At 65.4% G+C, this 17,024-nt stretch carries 16 protein-coding genes; 7 read left to right on the top strand and 9 right to left on the bottom strand.

Translation table 11 applies throughout. The features are described 5' to 3' along the window. Positions 1-3: 3 nt before the first annotated feature. The gene (locus tag JQ586_RS07805) at positions 4-984 is read right to left on the bottom strand and encodes a nitronate monooxygenase family protein (protein ID WP_212393952.1); all 981 of its coding nucleotides are present in this window, start codon (positions 982-984) and stop codon (positions 4-6) included. Positions 985-1,072: 88 nt separating this feature from the next. On the opposite strand from JQ586_RS07805, the gene JQ586_RS07800 reads away from it, so the two are divergent. After that, on the top strand, positions 1,073-2,635 hold the full coding sequence (locus JQ586_RS07800; protein ID WP_212393951.1) for an AMP-binding protein: 1,563 nt from the start codon (positions 1,073-1,075) through the stop codon (positions 2,633-2,635). Positions 2,636-2,680: 45 nt separating this feature from the next. Here JQ586_RS07800 and JQ586_RS07795 read toward each other — a convergent pair whose 3' ends face one another. The 7 genes from JQ586_RS07795 to JQ586_RS07765 form a co-directional block, all read right to left on the bottom strand. Continuing rightward, positions 2,681-4,780 (bottom strand): hybrid sensor histidine kinase/response regulator, encoded by a 2,100-nt coding sequence (locus JQ586_RS07795; protein ID WP_212393950.1) that lies wholly within the window; start codon positions 4,778-4,780, stop codon positions 2,681-2,683. A gap of 171 nt (positions 4,781-4,951) precedes the next feature. Continuing rightward, complete coding sequence (locus tag JQ586_RS07790; protein WP_212393949.1) at positions 4,952-5,725, bottom strand: thioesterase family protein; 774 nt, start codon at positions 5,723-5,725, stop codon at positions 4,952-4,954. Beyond that, positions 5,725-6,696: a nitronate monooxygenase family protein gene (locus tag JQ586_RS07785; RefSeq protein ID WP_212393948.1), complete on the bottom strand. Its 972-nt coding sequence runs from the start codon at positions 6,694-6,696 to the stop codon at positions 5,725-5,727. Before JQ586_RS07785 ends, JQ586_RS07790 begins: the two co-directional genes overlap by 1 nt. Before the next feature lie 175 nt (positions 6,697-6,871). After that, positions 6,872-7,417, bottom strand: coding sequence for a hypothetical protein (locus tag JQ586_RS07780; RefSeq protein WP_409410970.1), 546 nt, complete (start codon positions 7,415-7,417; stop codon positions 6,872-6,874). Between the two features lie 47 nt (positions 7,418-7,464). Next, a complete protein-coding gene (locus JQ586_RS07775; protein WP_212393947.1) occupies positions 7,465-8,046 on the bottom strand; it encodes a YqaA family protein in 582 nt (193 codons plus the stop codon). Positions 8,047-8,109: 63 nt separating this feature from the next. Beyond that, positions 8,110-8,511 carry a phosphoribosyl-ATP diphosphatase gene (gene hisE, locus JQ586_RS07770; protein WP_212393946.1) on the bottom strand — a complete coding sequence of 134 codons (402 nt, stop codon included), beginning with the start codon at positions 8,509-8,511 and terminating at the stop codon, positions 8,110-8,112. A gap of 128 nt (positions 8,512-8,639) precedes the next feature. After that, positions 8,640-9,080: a hypothetical protein gene (locus tag JQ586_RS07765; RefSeq protein ID WP_212393945.1), complete on the bottom strand. Its 441-nt coding sequence runs from the start codon at positions 9,078-9,080 to the stop codon at positions 8,640-8,642. A gap of 236 nt (positions 9,081-9,316) precedes the next feature. Here JQ586_RS07765 and JQ586_RS07760 point away from each other — a divergent pair, with 236 nt between their 5' ends. The 3 genes from JQ586_RS07760 (at position 9,317) to JQ586_RS07750 (ending at position 13,962) form a co-directional block, all read left to right on the top strand. Beyond that, the gene (locus JQ586_RS07760; protein WP_212393944.1) at positions 9,317-10,360 is read left to right on the top strand and encodes an ABC transporter substrate-binding protein; all 1,044 of its coding nucleotides are present in this window, start codon (positions 9,317-9,319) and stop codon (positions 10,358-10,360) included. A 211-nt stretch (positions 10,361-10,571) separates the two neighbouring features. Then, entirely contained in the window at positions 10,572-12,350 is a 1,779-nt protein-coding gene (locus JQ586_RS07755) for a glucan ABC transporter ATP-binding protein/ permease (protein ID WP_212393943.1), read from the top strand. Between the two features lie 202 nt (positions 12,351-12,552). Then, positions 12,553-13,962 carry a D-alanyl-D-alanine carboxypeptidase family protein gene (locus JQ586_RS07750; RefSeq protein ID WP_212393942.1) on the top strand — a complete coding sequence of 470 codons (1,410 nt, stop codon included), beginning with the start codon at positions 12,553-12,555 and terminating at the stop codon, positions 13,960-13,962. Here JQ586_RS07750 and JQ586_RS07745 read toward each other — a convergent pair. Next, the gene (locus JQ586_RS07745) at positions 13,959-14,147 is read right to left on the bottom strand and encodes a hypothetical protein (RefSeq protein WP_212393941.1); all 189 of its coding nucleotides are present in this window, start codon (positions 14,145-14,147) and stop codon (positions 13,959-13,961) included. The two genes, JQ586_RS07750 and JQ586_RS07745, sit on opposite strands and share 4 nt — an antisense overlap. Here JQ586_RS07745 and JQ586_RS07740 point away from each other — a divergent pair. From JQ586_RS07740 to JQ586_RS07730, 3 genes are all read left to right on the top strand, one after another. Then, positions 14,146-15,828, top strand: coding sequence for a long-chain fatty acid--CoA ligase (locus tag JQ586_RS07740; protein ID WP_212393940.1), 1,683 nt, complete (start codon positions 14,146-14,148; stop codon positions 15,826-15,828). The genes JQ586_RS07745 and JQ586_RS07740 overlap by 2 nt on opposite strands. A 26-nt stretch (positions 15,829-15,854) precedes the next feature. Continuing rightward, positions 15,855-16,412, top strand: coding sequence for a DUF924 family protein (locus JQ586_RS07735; protein WP_212393939.1), 558 nt, complete (start codon positions 15,855-15,857; stop codon positions 16,410-16,412). Positions 16,413-16,523: 111 nt separating this feature from the next. Continuing rightward, a complete protein-coding gene (locus tag JQ586_RS07730; RefSeq protein WP_212393938.1) occupies positions 16,524-17,009 on the top strand; it encodes a peroxiredoxin in 486 nt (161 codons plus the stop codon). The last annotated feature ends 15 nt before the right edge of the window (positions 17,010-17,024 follow it).

Here is a 17,024-nt window from a genome sequence, read left to right as displayed (position 1 = left end):
CGCTCAAACGAGCCGAACTCGCGCGCTCGCGGCCTCGTACTCCGCAAGCGTCTGCGCCACCAGATCATCGATACCGAGCACCTCGGTCACGCCTGAAGTGGAATGGCCGCCGCTCCAGATGTCGCGCCAGCGCTTCGGGCGGCTCTCGCGAGCGCCGATGTCGATGTCCTTGCCGATGTCGATCGCGCCGCGCGCCGGCAGATCGTCGGGATCAAGCCCGGCGGCCTCGATCGAGGGTCGCAGCATATTGGTTTGCAGGCCGGTGAAGGCGGTCGTCAGCAGGATGTCGTCGGCGCTCGCTTCGACCAGCATCTGCTTGTAGCGATCATCGGCCATGCTCTCGCGCGTCGCGATGAACTTGGTGCCCATGTAGGCGAGATCGCAACCGAGGGCCTGCGCGGCACGCAGCGCGTGACCGTCGCTGATGCCACCGGCGAGCACGATCGGCCCGCCGAAGAAGCCGCGCACGGCGCGGACGAACACGAACGGGTTGAGCCAGCCGGTCTGCCCGCCGGCGCCGGCGGTGAGCAGCACGAGCCCGTCGGCGCCGGCAGCGACCGCGCGCTCGGCATGACGGATCGAGGCGACGTCGGCAAACACCAGCGCACCGGCATCGTGCAACGGGCCGAGCACCGGCGCGGGCGAGCCGACCGAGGTGATCACCACCTCGGGTCGATGCCGCAGCAGCACGGCGAGATCGTCCGTCAGCCGCGCATTCGAGCGATGCACGATCAGGTTCGGGCAGATCGGAGCTGGTGCCCTGCCGCTCTCATCCGCATGCACCTGAAGGCGGCGCTCGATCTCGCCGAGCCACGCGTCGAGTTGTTCCGTCTCACGGCAATTCACCGTCGGAAACGAGCCGATCACACCGTTGCGGCAGGCGGCTACCACCAGCTCGACGCCGGAAACCAGGAACATGGGTGCAGCGATCAGCGGCAGCCGCAGGCGATCGCGGAAACGGGCGAGAGGATCGGTGCCTGGCAAGTTGCTTCTTCCCTGTCTCTTTATGCTAGCGTTGCCGCCAACATTGGCACGTCGAAAGCCAAAGACAAAGGCGGGAGGACACCACGACATGAGCAATCCGCTCTATGCATTTCCGGCATCATGCGAGCAGACGCTGCGAGCGCTGGCACGCTATCCGGCGCGAGCCGCCTTCGCCTGGCCCGGCGGCTCGCTCAGCTACCGGGGCGCGACCGACCTGATCGGAGCGATGCAGAGCGTGTTCATGCGGCTCGGCTTCGCGCCCGGCACCCGTGTCGCCATTCTCACCGCCAACCGCGCCGATACCTGGTGCGCAGGGGTCGCCGCGCAATTGTCGCGGCTTGCCATCACCTGGCTGCATCCGCTGGGCTCTGTCGACGACCAGTTGTTCCAGATCGAGGACTCCGGGGCCGAGATGCTCATCGTCGACGGCATCACGTTTCGCGATCGTGGCGGCGAGCTTGCGGCTAGAGCGTCCGGACTGAAGACCGTGTTCACGCTCGGCGCGGCCAGCTACGGCGCCGACCTGTTGCAGGCGGTCGAGGCTGCCGGCAGCGCAAGCCCGAAGAGCCTCGCCAATCACGACGACATCGCGATCCTGAACTACACCGGCGGCACGACCGGCAAATCGAAGGGTGCGCTGCGCTATCACCGCGAACAAAGCGGCTCCGGCAACGCCATCCTCGCCGATTTCGAGATTCCCGAGACGCCGCGCTACCTCACGGTGGCGCCGATCAGCCATGTCGCGGGGACCAAGGTGCTGCCGACGCTGATGCGCGGCGGCACCGTTCACATGCTCCAGGGTTTCGATCCGGACGCCGTGTTCAAGACCATCGAACGCGAAAGGATCAACTTCACGCTGTTCGTGCCGACCATGATCTATGTGATGCTGGATCATCCCTCGCTCGGCAGGAGCGACCTGTCCTCGCTCGAGCTGCTGCTCTATGGAGCGTCCGCGATGTCGCCGAGCCGGCTCGTCGAGGGCATCGAGCGGATCGGGCCGGTGTTCTCGCAACTCTACGGTCAGACCGAATGCTATCCGGTCTCGGTGCTACGCAAGGCGGATCATGATCCGAAGACGCCTGACCTGTTCGTGTCCTGCGGCTTCCCGATCGCGGCGTGCCAGGTGAAGATCCTGGATGGTGACGACCAGGAGGTCGCGACCGGCGAGCCGGGCGAGATCTGCGTTCGCGCCGCCCATGTGATGGCCGAATACTGGAAGCGACCGGACATCACGGCCGAGACGCTGAAGGGCGGCTGGCTGCACACCGGCGACATCGCACGCAAGGACGAGCGTGGCTACATGTTCATCCTCGACCGCAAGAAGGACATGATCGTCTCGGGCGGTTTCAACATCTTCCCGCGCGAGGTCGAGGACGTGCTGTCGCAGCATGCCGATGTCGCGATGGTGGCGGTCGTCGGCGTTCCCGACGACAAATGGGGCGAGGCTGTCACCGCGGTGGTGGTGGCGCGCGAGGGAGCGAAGCCGAACGCCGACGAGCTGATCGGCCTGGTCAAGGCGAAGAAGGGCTCGGCGCATGCGCCGAAGCAGATCGAATTCGTCAAGGAGCTGCCGATGACCGGCGTCGGCAAGGTCGACAAGAAGGTGCTGAAGGCGAGGTTCTGGGCCGGCCGCGACCGCATGGTGGGTTGAGCCCGAAGGTATCGCACCAGGCATGCGGGGCGATGGCTTACTTCGCTACGCACGCAATGACGTGGACAGCGTGTCCTCCGGCCGTTCGACGCCCTGCCCCAATATCTGATCGAGCCGCTCGCGCAATTGGTCCTGGTGATACGGCTTGGCGAGCCGCGGCAGGTCGACCTGGATGCCGTCGGGCAGCTCGGCGTAGCCGGTCGCGAGCAGCACCGGCAAAGCGGGGCGGATCTGGCGCGAGGCGGCGGCGAGCTCGATGCCGGACATTCCGGGCATCATGTGGTCGGTCATCATCAGGTCGATCGGCTGATCGCTCCTCAGGATATCGAGCGCGTGCAGGGCGGAACTGGCGCCGATCACGCGATGGCCGAGATCCTCAAGCATCTCGATTGTCGACATCGCGATCAAGGGATCGTCGTCGACAAACAGGATCACCGCCGAGCGCTTCACCTTCTGCGCCAGGGGTGCCGCATCGGCCAGTTCAGGGGCCGATGTCGCGACCGGCAGCACCAGCGTCGCCGTGGTGCCCTTGCCGACTGCGCTCGACAGCTGCAACGCGCCGCCGAGCTGCACGGCGAGGCCATGCACCATCGACAGCCCAAGTCCGGTGCCCTTGCCGACCGGCTTCGACGAGAAGAACGGCTCGATCGCCCGCTTCAACACGTCGGGCGCCATCCCGGTGCCGGTGTCGATGACCGATAGTTTCAGGTAGGTCCCGGGCTGCAGCGACGGATCACCCCTGGCCTGCGAGGTCGCGAGCCTGATCTCGATCGCGCCACCGTCCGGCATCGCATCGCGCGCATTGATCGCCAGATTGAGGATCGCAAGCTCGAGCTGGTTGGTGTCGACGCAGCCCAGCGGCAACCCGCCCGGAATGGTCAGCCGCAGGGTGAAGCGCGGTCCGAGCGAGCGCTCGAGCAGGTTACTCATGTCACGCACCAGCGCACCGAGATCGACCGGCACGACGCGCAGGTCCTGCTGGCGCGCAAAGGCGAGCAACCGCTGCGTCAGCGATGCGCCGCGCTCGGCGCCCTGCAAGGCGCCGTCGACCAGGCGCTGCAGGCGCGGGTCCTCGGGCATGCGCTTGCGCAACAGGTCGAGATTTCCCATCACCGCCATCAGGAGGTTGTTGAAGTCGTGTGCGACGCCACCGGTGAGCTGGCCGATCGCCTCCATCTTCTGCGCGTGACGCAGTTGCTCCTGCGCCCTTTCGCGCGCCGCGACTTCCTTCATGAGATCGGCGGTGCGCTGCTCGACCCGGTGCTCCAGCGTCGCGGTGAGCTCGGCCAGCGCGGTGCGCTCGGCGGCGAGCTGCGCCAGCAGGGCCTCGCGCTCGATCTCCGCAATCTTGCGCGCGGTGATGTCGGAGCAGACGCCGACCAGCGACTTGATGCTGCCGTCCGGCCGGCGCACCGCGCGGGCGCGCACGTCGACCCAGTGCTTGGTGCCGTCGCGCCAGATGTTGCGATATTCGATCCGGTAGTCCTCGCCGGTGCGCAGCGTATGCTCGACGATCTCGGTGCGCCGCGCACGATCGTCAGGATGGACCGCATCCAGCAGGTCCTGGTAGGTGAAAGACTCGCTTGCGCCACGTCCGAAGAAGCGCTTGCAGGCAGGCGATGCCTCGAGCGCGAAGTCGGGGAGATGCACCTCGAGGGCGCCGAGATGGCCGGCATTGAGCGCGGTCTGCAGCAGGCCTTCGCTCTCGGTCAGGTCTTCGAGGATGGCACGGGTCTGGTACTGGCGGCGTCGGCCGCGCACCGCCGCGGCCACCAGGCTGATCAGCGTGGTCGGATGAAACGGGCGCTCGATGAAGGTGACATTGCCGAGTTCCCGACCGAGCCGAGCCGCATCCGGATTGCGCTGCGGCCCACCCCCCTCGCTCATCAGCACGATGGGGAAATCCGACCATGAGGGCTGCTCGTTCAGCCAGCGCGCCAGATCCGCGACGTCGGCGTGCCGGATCACCTCGTCGGCAATGATGGCGAGACCCGCCCCGCTTTCGATCTCGCGCTGCAGCTCGGCGAGGTCACCGCAGATGTTGGCGTAGTAGCCGGCTTCCTTGATCAGATGGGCCGTCTTGGCGGCGTCCCGCTCGCTCGCGGCAAGGATGACTGCGCGTTCCGAGGACGGGCCGGGCCTCACTGCAACTGTCCTTCCGGCTGCGCCGCTGCGACACCTGCCGACGTCGCGTCGCACGACCGGCGGCCCCTGGCGGCCACCACGCCGGCAACGAGATCGTCACGCGCCATGGCTCCCCCTGACCGGAGCGAAACTCGTTTGAACCGCCAAGCGTTCCCGGCGCGCAGGATTATTTTAGCGCCGCTCGATCACCAGGCTCTGCACCGCGCGACCGAAATAGCCGTGCTGGTCGGCCAGCCGCGACATCGCAAGCCCGGCACCATCAGGCCCGATCCAGGACTCGCCGTCGAGCAGGATCCAGTCGCCTGACGGCTCGCGCGCCAGGCTGACGGTGAGATCGGCGTTGATGAAGGTCCAATCGCCAAAATCCAGGACCGGCGAGACGCCGTTGGAGAAATCCGAGGCGACAACCGCACGCATCGCCTGCGAGACGGGCGAGCCCGCGATCAGCGGCTGGTCGACGCGGAACCAGATCGCGCCGGGTCCGAGCTGGCCGAAGCGGCCCCGCGCGGCGCGCATCGAGATGCATTTCACGAACGGACTGTTGGCGAGATTGCCGGGCTCGACCGCGCATTGGTCGGGTCCGGGCAGCACAAGCGGAAAGCCGGTCAGATCGGCCGGCAGCTCCAGCTCCTGCGCCTTGATCTTCAGAACGCTGGCCGAGACCACGACGACACCTTCGGCCAGAAGGCGGACGCCGCAAAGCTGGATCTTGCGGCCCTCGCGCAGCACGTCGGTTTCGATCGTGAGCGGCGCCACCGGCACCGGACGCATCAGGTCGATCGTGAGCCGAGCAATCCGCATCGGCACCGGGGCCGGGATGGCCTCCGCGGCCCAGACCACGAGTGACGCCGGCGCCGAGCCGTGCTGCATCCGCGGATCCCAGGGACCTGCGGCATCGGGACTGGTGACGACGCGGTTGCCGTCGACACGAAAGATCGGCTGCATCAGGCCAGCGGCGGGTCGATGGCTTCGTCGTATTCCTTCCTGAAGCGTGCGATCAGGTCGGCTGCGGGCACCACCTTGCCGATGCTGCCGACGCCCTGGCCCGAGCCCCATATCTCCTTCCAGGCCTTCGGCTTGGCGCGTTCGCCGGAGGCGTCGGTGCCGAAGCTCATTTTGGAGGGATCGGAAGTCGGCAAATTCTCCGGGTCCATGCCGGCCGCCACGATCGACGGCTTCAGGTAGTTGCCGTGCACGCCGGTGAACAGGTTGGAGTAGACGATGTCCTCGGCGGACGAGCTGGTGATCATGGTCTTGTAGCTCTCGACCGCGTTCGCCTCCTGCGTCGCGATGAAGGCAGAGCCGATATAGGCGAAGTCGGCGCCGATGATGCGCGCCGCGCGAATGGCGCGGCCGTTGGCGATGGTGCCCGACAGCGCGATCGGTCCGTCGAACCACTGCCGCGTTTCCGATACGAACGGGAACGGCGAGATCGTGCCGGCATGGCCGCCGGCGCCGGCCGCGACCAGGATCAGGCCGTCGGCCCCCTTCTCGATCGCCTTGCGGGCGAACTTCTGGTTGATCACGTCGTGGAACACGATGCCGCCCCAGCCATGGACGGCCTGGTTGAGTTCCTCGCGTGCGCCGAGCGAGGAGATGATCATCGGCACCTTGTGCTTCTCGCAAAGCGCCATGTCGTGATCGAGCCGGTTGTTCGACTTGTGGACGATCTGGTTCACCGCGAACGGCGCCGACGGCCGGTCCGGATTGGCGCGGTCATGGGCGGCGAGTTCTTCCTTGATCCGGTGCAGCCACTCGTCGAGCAGCTCAGGCGGGCGCGCGTTCAGCGCCGGAAACGAGCCGACCACGCCGGCCTTGCACTGGGCGATGACGAGATCGGGCACGGAGATGATGAACAGCGGCGCCCCGATCACGGGAAGAGACAGGCGGCCCTTGAACAAAGCAGGCATGGACATTGGACACGGATCCCCAATCTGGTCGTGTGGAATGAATTGTTGGCTTCATACCAACAAGGCAATCTTTCCAGTGTCAAGTATTGCGTTTGGTCGCTGCGATAAGGATGACATAAGCTCATCCTCAACGGACATTCTGCGCGGGCAAGCTGGTATCCCAGCGGGCCTTTCGCTGGCTTTATTGGCAGATCGCCCGCGTCACGAAATTTTCGGTCTTGCAATCGTTCGGCCCGCGCTTGTGGCCGGGCAGATAGGCCAGCGGCGAGCATTTCTCCGCCGCGTCGGTATCGAGGCTCCTGCCCTCCCTGAAGCCCTTGGTCTGGCACAGCCGGTCGGCGCCGGCCTTGCAGTCCGGCGCGCCGTTGGAGGCGACCACGCAGGCCGCCCGTCCCGTCACCATCGATGAGGGGCGCGTGACGTTCGACAGGTCGTTCATAGTCTCGCCTGCGCTCTTCAGCGGCGGCAGCATCGACTTCTCGAACAGCTTGCCGATTTCGTTGATCAGCCCGGGATTCTCGCGCTCGACCGGCGCGGACGGCGGTTCGATCCGCTGCGGCTCGCGCGCCAACGGCGCCGGCTGCTGCGCCGGCGACTGTAGCCCGAGGGTCGGCGCCGCGGTTTGCGCCCAGCCGCAGTCGCTCGCGACGAAGATCATCGACAGGAGAAAGCCCGCGAACACGGCGCACACGCCATTGCGACGCAGGTCATCGATTCCATCAGCCATCGCGTGCAAAATAACCCGAAGCCCGCGATCGGAAAAGCCGACAAGCGCTAGATCAGCTTGAATGCGACAATAAAGCCCAGCACGAGCACGATCGCCAGGATCGCGACCCACAGGCCGAGCCGCTTCTCCAACTCCTTGCGGATGAAATCGCCATAGCGGTTCAGCACCACCGCGACGATGAAGAAGCGCCCACCGCGTGCGATGATCGAGCACAGGATGAACAGCCAGATGTTGTAGCCGGCGAAGCCCGAGGTGATGGTCACGAGCTTGTAGGGAATCGGTGTCAGACCCTTCAGCAGAATGATCACGGCGCCCCATTCGGCGTAGGAGGCGCGGAACGCATCGACCTTGCCGGACAGACCATAGAGATGGATCAGCCACTGCCCGAGCGAGTCGTAGAGCAGCGCGCCGATCGCGTAGCCGAGCACGCCGCCGGCGACGGAAGCGACGGTGCAAACCGCGGCGAACCACCACGCCCGTCTCGGCTGCGCCAGCGACATCGGCAGCAGCATGATGTCAGGGGGAACGGGGAAGAAGGAACTCTCAGCAAAGGCAACCGCGGCGAGCAGCCATACCGCGTAGGGCTTGTCCGCGGCGTCGATGCACCAGTCGTAGATCCGTTTCAGCATGGGCGCGATCAACCATCATGGAGCGCGTTTGTCCATGCCGGATGGGGCTGAATTTCGGGCGATTTACGACTGCCGTTTGCGCAGCCGGTTCTCCAGCGCGACGATCCGACGCCGAACCGCAGGTTCGGGCGTGGATTTCGGCAATTTGACCGCCGTTTTCGGCAGCTTCTCTGCGATTCCGAGCAGGCGCTCGCGCCGCGCCATCTCCGACCAGACATCCTGCGGCTTCACGCCGGCCGATGCCCACAGCACGGTCAGGTTATAGAGCAGGTCCGCGCTCTCGCGGATCACGGCATCGGGCTTGCCGCTGACGGCGTCGATCACGACTTCGATGGCTTCCTCGGCGAGCTTCTTGGCCATCTTGGCCGGGCCGCGCTGAAACAGCCGGGCCGTGCGCGAGCCCGCTGGATCGAGATCCCTCGCCGCGATCACCGCCTGATAGAGCCGCTCGATCGAATCACTCATCCTGCAAGCCTAGTCGAAACACCTCGCCAGCGTGTTAACGCCACGCTCGACAACCAAAAAAACCACCGGCCGCAGGGCCGGTGGATTCGATGCTGTGTGACAGTTCTGTGAATTGTCGACGGGTCGCGTCAGTACGGCTGGTAGGCCAGTCCCGACCTGTTGCCGTAATAGCCGCCATAGCCACCGCCGTAGTAGCCCGGGCCGCCATAGTAGACAGGACCGCCACCGTAATAGGCGGGACCGCCGTCATAATAACCGTACGCGTCATAGTCGGCGCGACGGTTCTGCGCCGCGGCGATTGCAAGGCCGGTGCCGACGATCCCGGCGAAAGCGGCGGCGGCTGCCGCGCCGCCGCCAGGATAATAGCGGCGCCGCGCGCTGATATCGGTGGCGCCGCTGATCCCATGGGATGTCGTCACGGCGGCAGCCTTGGCTGGGGAAGCCTTGCCCCCCGGAGCGGAGCCGGCAAATGCCATGGTCGGTTCAACGGCCGCCAACGCCACCGCGGCAATCGTTGCCAGCGTGGCTGCGCGGCCAACGGACGAAAAAATGCCTTTTCGCGCAAACATTGCAGTCATCCTTTGTGGAAGCCGGCCCGACGGGCCTCTGCACCTCAACCACTCCCTTCAGATTAGGTTCCGCCAGCCAAATGCAAGCTGAACAACTCAAGGTGAAATCATGCCGGTCATCGAACGTTCAGCTTTGCCGGGGCAAAATGCCTGCAATTGACGCTTGCCGCGGCACTTCGATGTCATGAAGCAGGCGCCGCCGGCGCGGCACTATGCCTCGCCCCCGGATGTCATCGATGCAGGTAAGCCGGACCACCGTTCTCCGTCTGATGCTGGCTGGTGCGATCGGCCTTGCGGGCGGCGCGTGGCCGCCTGCCGCGCCGCTGCACGCGCAGCCGCTCTCGATCCAGTTCACGCTCGACCGTCCGCTCGATGCCGCCGCTGCTCCCTTCGTGATGGCGGCCATCGACGGCCTGTTCAGCGCCGAGCACCTCTCGGTCAGCACCAACATCGCTGCCAGCTCGACAGACGCGATCGCGCGCGTCGCCGGCGGCGCAAGCGACTTCGCCCTCGTCGACATCAATTCGCTGATCCGGTATCGCGACCAGCCGAATGCGGCTGAGGTGAAGGCCGTGCTGATGCTGTTCAACCAGGCGCCCTATGCGATCGTCGCGCGCAAGAGCCGCGGCATCAAGGCGCTGTCGGACATCCAGGGCAAGAACCTCGGCGTTGCCGAGGGCGACTTGTCGATCCGGCTGTGGCCCGCGATCGCCAAGCTCAACGGCATCAAGCTCGGCAGCGTGAAGCAGAACAGCATCAGCGCCGCCGTGCGCGAGCCGATGCTCTCGGACGGACAGGTCGATGCCATCACCGGCTTTTCCTATCTCTCCGCGGTCAACCTCAGGGATCGCGGCGTTCCCGCCGACGATCTCGCGGTGCTGCGCTTCGCGGACTATGGTTGCGAGGCCTATGGCCTCGCCGTCATCGTCAGTCCGCACCTCGTCGCGGACAAACCGGACACCGTGAAGGGATTCGTGCGCGCGGTGATCGGCGGCACCAACCTTGCGATCAAGGATCCCGCCCGCGCCGCCACCGAGGTCGTCGGCCGGATGGATGGCGGGTCACGCGAGCTGGAGCTGGAACGGCTGCGCTCCATCATCCGTGACAATATCCTGACAGACGAGATCAGGCGCAACGGCATCGGCGGTATCGACCCGGCGCGTCTCGACCGGTCGATCGACCAGCTCGCGGAGGATTTCAAATTCCGGAAACGGCCGCACGCCGCCGACGTCTTCGACGACTCCTTCCTGCCGCCGCGCGACGGCCGGCTGATCGATTGAGACACCGACTCCGCCTTGGACTCGTCATGTCCGGGGCTTGACCCCTGCATCCAGATTTTCGATCGCCTTGCTGCAAGAAAGGCGTGGATGGCCGGGTCAAGCCCGCCCGTGACGGAAAGTGCAGCACCATCCCGCGCTGGCCCTGCATCGCGAACCCTGATTAGATTGCGTCCCGCCTGATCGGGCGTTCACTGCTCACGGTCCCGCCGGCATGTCCATGCTTCGCATCTACGTCCGTGTCCTGGAGTTGCTCGGCAAGGAAGCGCGGCTGGGCTGGATCCTGGCCGGCGCCAATCTGCTGCTCGCCGGCGCGCAATTCGCCGAGCCGGTGCTGTTCGGCAAGATCGTCGACGTGCTGTCGGGCCGGCCCGTCACCGGCCTGTTCGCGACCTCTTCGCCGTGGCCGCTGCTGGGCGCCTGGGTGGTGTTCGGCCTGTTCACGATCGGCTGCAGCGCGGTGGTGGCGTTGCAGGCCGACCGGCTGGCGCATCGCCAGCGCCAGGCGGTGCTCACGGGCTATTTCGAGCACATCCTGCAATTGCCGCTGACTTTCCATTCCGGCACCCATTCGGGCCGGCTGATGAAGGTGATGCTCAATGGCACCGACGCGCTGTGGCGGCTCTGGCTCGGCTTCTTCCGCGAGCATTTCGCCGCGATCATGTCGCTGGTGGTGCTGCTGCCGCTGTCGCTCTATCTCAACTGGCGCCTCGCCGTCCTCTTGTTCGCGCTGTGCGTCGTCTTCACCATCCTGACAACGATGGTGGTGCGCAAGACCTACGGCATGCAGAGCGAGGTCGAGGAATATTACAGCGACCTGTCGGCGCGCGCCTCCGACGCGCTCGGGAATGTCGCGCTGGTGCAGAGCTTCGTGCGGATCGATTCCGAGGTGCAGGGCCTGCGCTTCGTCGCCGACAAGCTGCTCGCCGCGCAGATGCCGGTGCTGTCCTGGTGGGCCATGGTCACCGTGATCACCCGCGCCTCGACCACGATCACGGTGCTCGCGATCTTCACGGTCGGCATCGCCTTGCACAGCGAGGGCCTGACCACGGTCGGCGAGATCGTGATGTTCGTCTCATTCGCCACCATGCTGATCCAGAAGCTCGAGCAGGTGGTGAGCTTCATCAACAGCGTGTTCATGGAAGCGCCGCGGCTGAAGGAATTCTTCGACGTGCTCGATGCGGTGCCGGCGGTGCGCGATCGGCCCGGCGCGGTCGATCCCGGCCGGCTATCCGGCCTCGTCGAGTTCAACGACGTTTCGTTCTCCTATGACGGCAAGCGGCCGGCGATCGAGGATCTCTCCTTCACCGCGCTGCCCGGCCAGACCATCGCGCTCGTCGGCCCGACCGGCGCCGGCAAATCCACCGCGATCGCGCTGCTGCATCGCGCCTTCGATCCACAATCCGGCATCATCGAGATCGACGGTATGGACATACGCGCGCTGAAGTTGACTGCGTTGCGGCGGAACATCGGCGTCGTGTTCCAGGAGGCGTTGCTGTTCAACCGCTCGATCGCCGAGAATTTGCGCGTCGGCAAACCTGACGCGACCGACGAGGAACTGCGTATCGCGGCCGCCCGGGCACAGGCGCTGGATTTCATCGAGCGCAGCGACAAGAAGTTCGAGAGCCATGCCGGCGAGCGTGGCCGCATGCTGTCCGGCGGCGAGCGGCAGCGGCTGTCGATCGCGCGCGCATTGCTCAAGGATCCGCCGATCCTGATCCTGGACGAAGCGACCAGTGCGCTCGACGCCGTCACCGAGGCCAAGGTCAACGCTGCTCTCGATGAAGTGATGAAGGGCCGCACCACTTTCGTGATCGCGCACCGCCTCTCCACCATCCGTCATGCCACGCGCATCCTGATGTTCGATCAGGGACGGGTGATCGAAAGCGGAACTTTCGATGAACTCGTTGCAAAAGGCGGCCGTTTTGCCGATCTCGCGCGCGCCCAGTTCATGGTGCAGGAGCAGCAACGGGCCGAAATCGAGGCCCCATAATTCGGGCTTTCCAATTGAGGCGGCTGCCGAAATTCGGCCGACTTTGTCCACGATTCAATCAGCCGGCCTCTGTTCTCTGCCGGCAAGCCGGTATAGGTTTGCAACGCTGCAAAGTGGCCCCGGACACGCTTGAAACCCGAACGCTACAATCGCAAAGACCTCCTTGGCTGAAGGCGGGTCTCAAAGGACCGGAACCGGACTCGTGCAATTCCTCCGCCCGCTGCTGCGTAACCCGTCGAAATGGATTCTGGCCCTCGCGATGCTCGCCGTCGTGACGCCGCGCATGGCCGAGGCCGAGGCGCTGCTGGTGGTCGAGGCCGATACCGGAAAGGTGCTGCAGGCCGACAACGCGACGATGCCGTGGTATCCGGCCTCGCTCAGCAAGCTGATGACGGCCTACGTGACATTGACGGCGGTCAAGGAAGGGCGCGTTTCGCTCGACAAGCTGCTCACGGTGTCGCCGATCGCGGCCTCGCAATCGCCCTCGAAGATGGGCTTCCGGCCAGGCACCCAGGTCACCGTCGACAATGCGCTGAAGATGATGCTGGTGAAGTCGGCCAACGACATGGCCGTCGTGCTGGCCGAAGGTATCGGCGGTTCGATCGACGGTTTTTCGGTCATGATGAACCAGGCCGCGCAGAGGCTCGGCATGACGCAGACGAGCTACGTCAATCCGAACGGCCTGCCCGCCGACGGCCAGATCACCTCGGCGCGCGATCTTGCGATCCTCGCCCGCGCCATCATCCGGGACCTGCCGGAGTACGAATATTACGTCCACATCCCGTCGATCCGCTTCGGCCGCCGGGTCACCCAGAACTTCAACAAGCTGATCGGCCGCTATCCGGGCGCCGACGGCTTCAAGACCGGCTTCATCTGCGCGTCCGGCTATAATCTCGTGGCCTCGGCGACGCATGACGGCAAGCGGCTGATCGCGGTCGTGCTCGGCGCCTCCTCGGGCCGCATGCGCGCGGTGCGCGCCGCGCAACTTCTGGATCGCGGCTTCGCCAACAACGGGCTGTCGTGGCTGCGTCCCTCGCTCGGCACGGTCGACAACCTCGTGCCGATCGATGCCTCGCCGCCGAACCTGCACGACGAGATGTGCGGCCCCAAGCGCAAGCGGCCCGCCAGCGACGAGGACGAGGATACGGTGGCCAGCAGCGCCAGCAGCTCGACCACCAATGGCGAGAGCACGGCGACCTTCTTCGCGTCAGGCCTGCAGGCCGCGATGCCGAAACCATCCGAATTGCTGGATCTGCCGCCCGCGGCGTCGGAGCCGGTCGTGGTCTATACCGGGCCGACCCGGACGGGCGCCGCACTGATCGCGGCGGTGGCGGCCGACAGCGAGAAGGACCAGCCGGTCAAGCGCGGCAAGCGCGTGCGCGTCGTGGTCCGGGCCGGCAAGCCGGATGCGGCGGCCGATGCCAAATCCGAGGCCAGGCAGGCGGCCAAGCCGGTCCGCCATGCCAATGCGAAGCCGGATGCGTCAGCTGCGAAGCCGGTCGCCGACAGGCCCGCGGCTGCGGCCAAGCCCGCCGCAAAGCCGAAGGCTGCTGCAAAGCCCAAGACCGAGCCGAAGCCCCAGCCGAAGACCGAGGCCAAGCCGGCCGGCTAACCGGGTGGCGGCCCCTTATCGTCCGATGCGTCGATAGCGCGCAGCGGCTTGCCATTGGCGGCGGCGTCGCTCAATACTGTCATAAATAGCGCGGTCAGACCCGAACAACCCGGAAGCAATCCGGGACATCGGGCGAAGTAATCAAGCAAACCAATCAAAAGTCGCGAGAGGGGATTGACGACCATGGAGCGCATTTGGCTCAAGCACTATCCGGCCGGCGTGCCCGCCGATATCGACGTCACGCAATATTCGTCGCTGGTCGAATTGCTGGAAGAGAGCTTCAGGAAGTTCGCCGATCGCAAGGCGTTCATCTGCATGGACAAGTCGATCACCTATCGTGACCTCGACCAGATGTCGACGGCGCTCGGCGCCTATCTGCAAAGCAAGGGCCTGAAGAAAGGCGCGCGCGTCGCGCTGATGATGCCGAACGTGCTGCAATATCCGATCTCGACCGCCGCGGTGCTGCGCGCCGGCTATGCCGTCGTCAATGTCAATCCGCTTTACACCCCGCGCGAGCTCGAGCATCAGCTCAAGGATTCCGGCGCCGAGGCGATCGTCGTGCTGGAGAACTTCGCCACCACCGTGCAGAAGGTGATCGCCAACACATCGGTCAAGCATGTCATCGTCGGCAGCATGGGCGACCTGCTCGGCCTCAAGGGCGTGATCGTCAATCTCGTGGTGCGCCGCGTGAAGAAGATGGTGCCGGCCTGGTCGATCCCGGGCGCCGTCGGCTTCAACGACGCGCTGTCGGCCGGCCGCGGCATGACGCTGAGCAAGCCCGCGCTGACGCGCGAGGATGTCGCCTTCCTGCAATACACCGGCGGCACCACGGGCGTGTCCAAGGGCGCCACACTGATCCACCAGAACGTGCTCGCCAATGTGCTGCAGAACGACGCCTGGCTGCAGCCCGCACTGAAGAATCAGCCTGCTTCCGAGCAGCTCTTCATCGTCTGTGCGCTGCCGCTCTATCACATCTTCGCGCTGACCGCCTGCTACCTGCTCGCGGTGCGCGCCGGCGGCGTCAATCTCCTGATCCCGAACCCGCGCGACATGGCCGGCTTCGTCAAGGAGCTCGCGAAGTACCAGGTCAACAGCTTCCCCGCGGTCAATACGCTCTACAACGGCCTGCTGAACACGCCCGGCTTCGACAAGCTCGACTTCTCCAAGCTCAAGACCTCGTTCGGCGGCGGCATGGCGACACAGAAGCCTGTCGCCGATAAATGGCTGAAGGTGACGGGCTGCCCGCTGTCCGAAGGCTATGGCCTGTCGGAGACATCGCCGACGCTGACCTGCAACCCTGCGGACACCGACCGTTTCACGGGCTCGATCGGTCTGCCCGTGCCCTCGACCCATCTGTCGATCCGCGACGACGACGGCAACGAACTGCCGATCGGCCAGGCCGGCGAGATCTGCGCCAAGGGGCCGCAGGTGATGGCAGGTTACTGGAACCGACCCGAAGAGACTGCCAAGGTGATGACGGCGGACGGCTACTTCCGCACCGGCGACATCGGCGTGATGGACGAGCAGGGTTTCACCAAGATCGTCGACCGCAAGAAGGATATGATCCTCGTCTCCGGCTTCAACGTCTATCCGAACGAGATCGAGGAAGTGCTAGCGAGCCATCCGGGCGTGCTCGAATGCGCCGTGATCGGGGTGCCCGATGCGAAGTCCGGCGAGGCGGTCAAGGCCTTCGTGGTCAAGAAGGATCCGAACGTCACCGCCGAGGACATCATCAAGTTCAGCGCCACCCAGCTGACCGCCTACAAGGTGCCGAAGCAGATCGAGTTCAGGACCGACCTGCCGAAGACCAATGTCGGCAAGATCCTGCGCCGCGAGTTGCGCGACGAGAAGAAGGCCGCGGCCTAGAGCGCAAGTGGGGCGCACGTTGAACCATGACTGACGTACGCCTCGCTGCGCCTGCCGACGTCATCGTCTTTTGGCGGGAGGCCGGCCGCGACCGCTGGTACAGGCACGACGTTACATTCGATGCCGAGATCCGCAGCCGCTTCCTCGCCACCTGGCAGAGGGCGGCTGCGGGCGAATTGTCGTCATGGGAAGCGAGCGATGAAGGCGCGCTGGCGCTGACAATCGTACTCGACCAGTTTCCGCGAAACCTGTTCCGCAACGACGCCAGGACCTTTTCCACCGATCCGCTGGCGCGCGAGGTCGCAAGCCGTGCCATCGACCGCGGCGTCGACGCGCGGGTCGATCCGCTGTTGCGGGAATTCCTCTATCTGCCCTTCGAGCATTCGGAGCATCTCGCCGACCAGCAGCGCTGCGTCGCGCTGTTCCGGCAATGCGGTGGTCATCCCGATAACCTGAAATATGCCGAGGACCACGCCGACATCATCCGCCGGTTCGGCCGCTTCCCGCACCGTAACCGCGTCCTGGGCCGGGAAACGACGGCGGAGGAGCAGGCGTTTCTCGACGCCGGAGGCTTTTCGGGGTGACGATGACGCAACAGTGACCTGTTTCCGGCATTGCCGTTTCCGCCCCAGCTAATATTGTGCCGTCCAACCGCCGGGTTTAAGACACGTCCGATCACCGAGGGAGAATTGACGATGACGATCAATGTTGGCGACAAGCTGCCGGAAACCAAGTTTCGCGTGATGACCGCCGAAGGGCCGCAGGTGAAAACCACCGACGATGTCTTCAAGGGCAAGAAGGTCGCGCTGTTCGCGGTGCCCGGCGCCTACACCGGCACCTGCCACAAGATGCATCTGCCGAGCATCTTCCTCAACGCCTACGCCATGAAGAACAAGGGCGTCGACACCATCGCCATCGTCTCGGTCAACGATGCCTTCGTGATGAATGCCTGGAAGCGCGACACCGATCAGCGCGACGAGGCCGTCTTCCTCGCCGACGGCAATGCCGACTTCGCCAAGGCGATCGGCATGGAGCTCGATGCCTCCGGCAACGGGCTGGGCATCCGTTCCAAGCGCTACTCGATGCTGGTCGAGGACGGTGTCGTGAAGAGGCTCAACCTCGAGGCCGCCCCGGGCAAGGTCGAGGTCTCCGGCGGCGACACGCTGCTCGGGCAGCTATGATCCATTGATGTCGTT

The sequence above is a fragment of the Bradyrhizobium jicamae genome (assembly GCF_018130215.1).
In the GTDB taxonomy this organism is placed as follows: Bacteria; Pseudomonadota; Alphaproteobacteria; order Rhizobiales; family Xanthobacteraceae; genus Bradyrhizobium; species Bradyrhizobium jicamae_A.
The sequence above is the reverse complement of the archived record's forward strand: the minus strand, read 5'-3'. Positions and strand labels throughout refer to the sequence as shown.

Excerpts from the sequence above, each read along its gene's own strand:
- JQ586_RS07800 (WP_212393951.1), top strand. The coding sequence starts at position 1,073 with ATGAGCAATCCGCTCTATGCATTTCCGGCATCATGCGAGCAGACGCTG.
- JQ586_RS07790 (WP_212393949.1), bottom strand. The coding sequence starts at position 5,725 with ATGCAGCCGATCTTTCGTGTCGACGGCAACCGCGTCGTCACCAGTCCC.
- JQ586_RS07785 (WP_212393948.1), bottom strand. The coding sequence starts at position 6,696 with ATGTCCATGCCTGCTTTGTTCAAGGGCCGCCTGTCTCTTCCCGTGATC.
- JQ586_RS07780 (WP_409410970.1), bottom strand. The coding sequence starts at position 7,417 with ATGGCTGATGGAATCGATGACCTGCGTCGCAATGGCGTGTGCGCCGTG.
- JQ586_RS07775 (WP_212393947.1), bottom strand. The coding sequence starts at position 8,046 with ATGCTGAAACGGATCTACGACTGGTGCATCGACGCCGCGGACAAGCCC.
- hisE (WP_212393946.1), bottom strand. The coding sequence starts at position 8,511 with ATGAGTGATTCGATCGAGCGGCTCTATCAGGCGGTGATCGCGGCGAGG.
- JQ586_RS07765 (WP_212393945.1), bottom strand. The coding sequence starts at position 9,080 with ATGTTTGCGCGAAAAGGCATTTTTTCGTCCGTTGGCCGCGCAGCCACG.
- JQ586_RS07760 (WP_212393944.1), top strand. The coding sequence starts at position 9,317 with ATGCAGGTAAGCCGGACCACCGTTCTCCGTCTGATGCTGGCTGGTGCG.
- JQ586_RS07755 (WP_212393943.1), top strand. The coding sequence starts at position 10,572 with ATGTCCATGCTTCGCATCTACGTCCGTGTCCTGGAGTTGCTCGGCAAG.
- JQ586_RS07740 (WP_212393940.1), top strand. The coding sequence starts at position 14,146 with ATGGAGCGCATTTGGCTCAAGCACTATCCGGCCGGCGTGCCCGCCGAT.
- JQ586_RS07745 (WP_212393941.1), bottom strand. The coding sequence starts at position 14,147 with ATGGTCGTCAATCCCCTCTCGCGACTTTTGATTGGTTTGCTTGATTAC.
- JQ586_RS07735 (WP_212393939.1), top strand. The coding sequence starts at position 15,855 with ATGACTGACGTACGCCTCGCTGCGCCTGCCGACGTCATCGTCTTTTGG.
- JQ586_RS07730 (WP_212393938.1), top strand. The coding sequence starts at position 16,524 with ATGACGATCAATGTTGGCGACAAGCTGCCGGAAACCAAGTTTCGCGTG.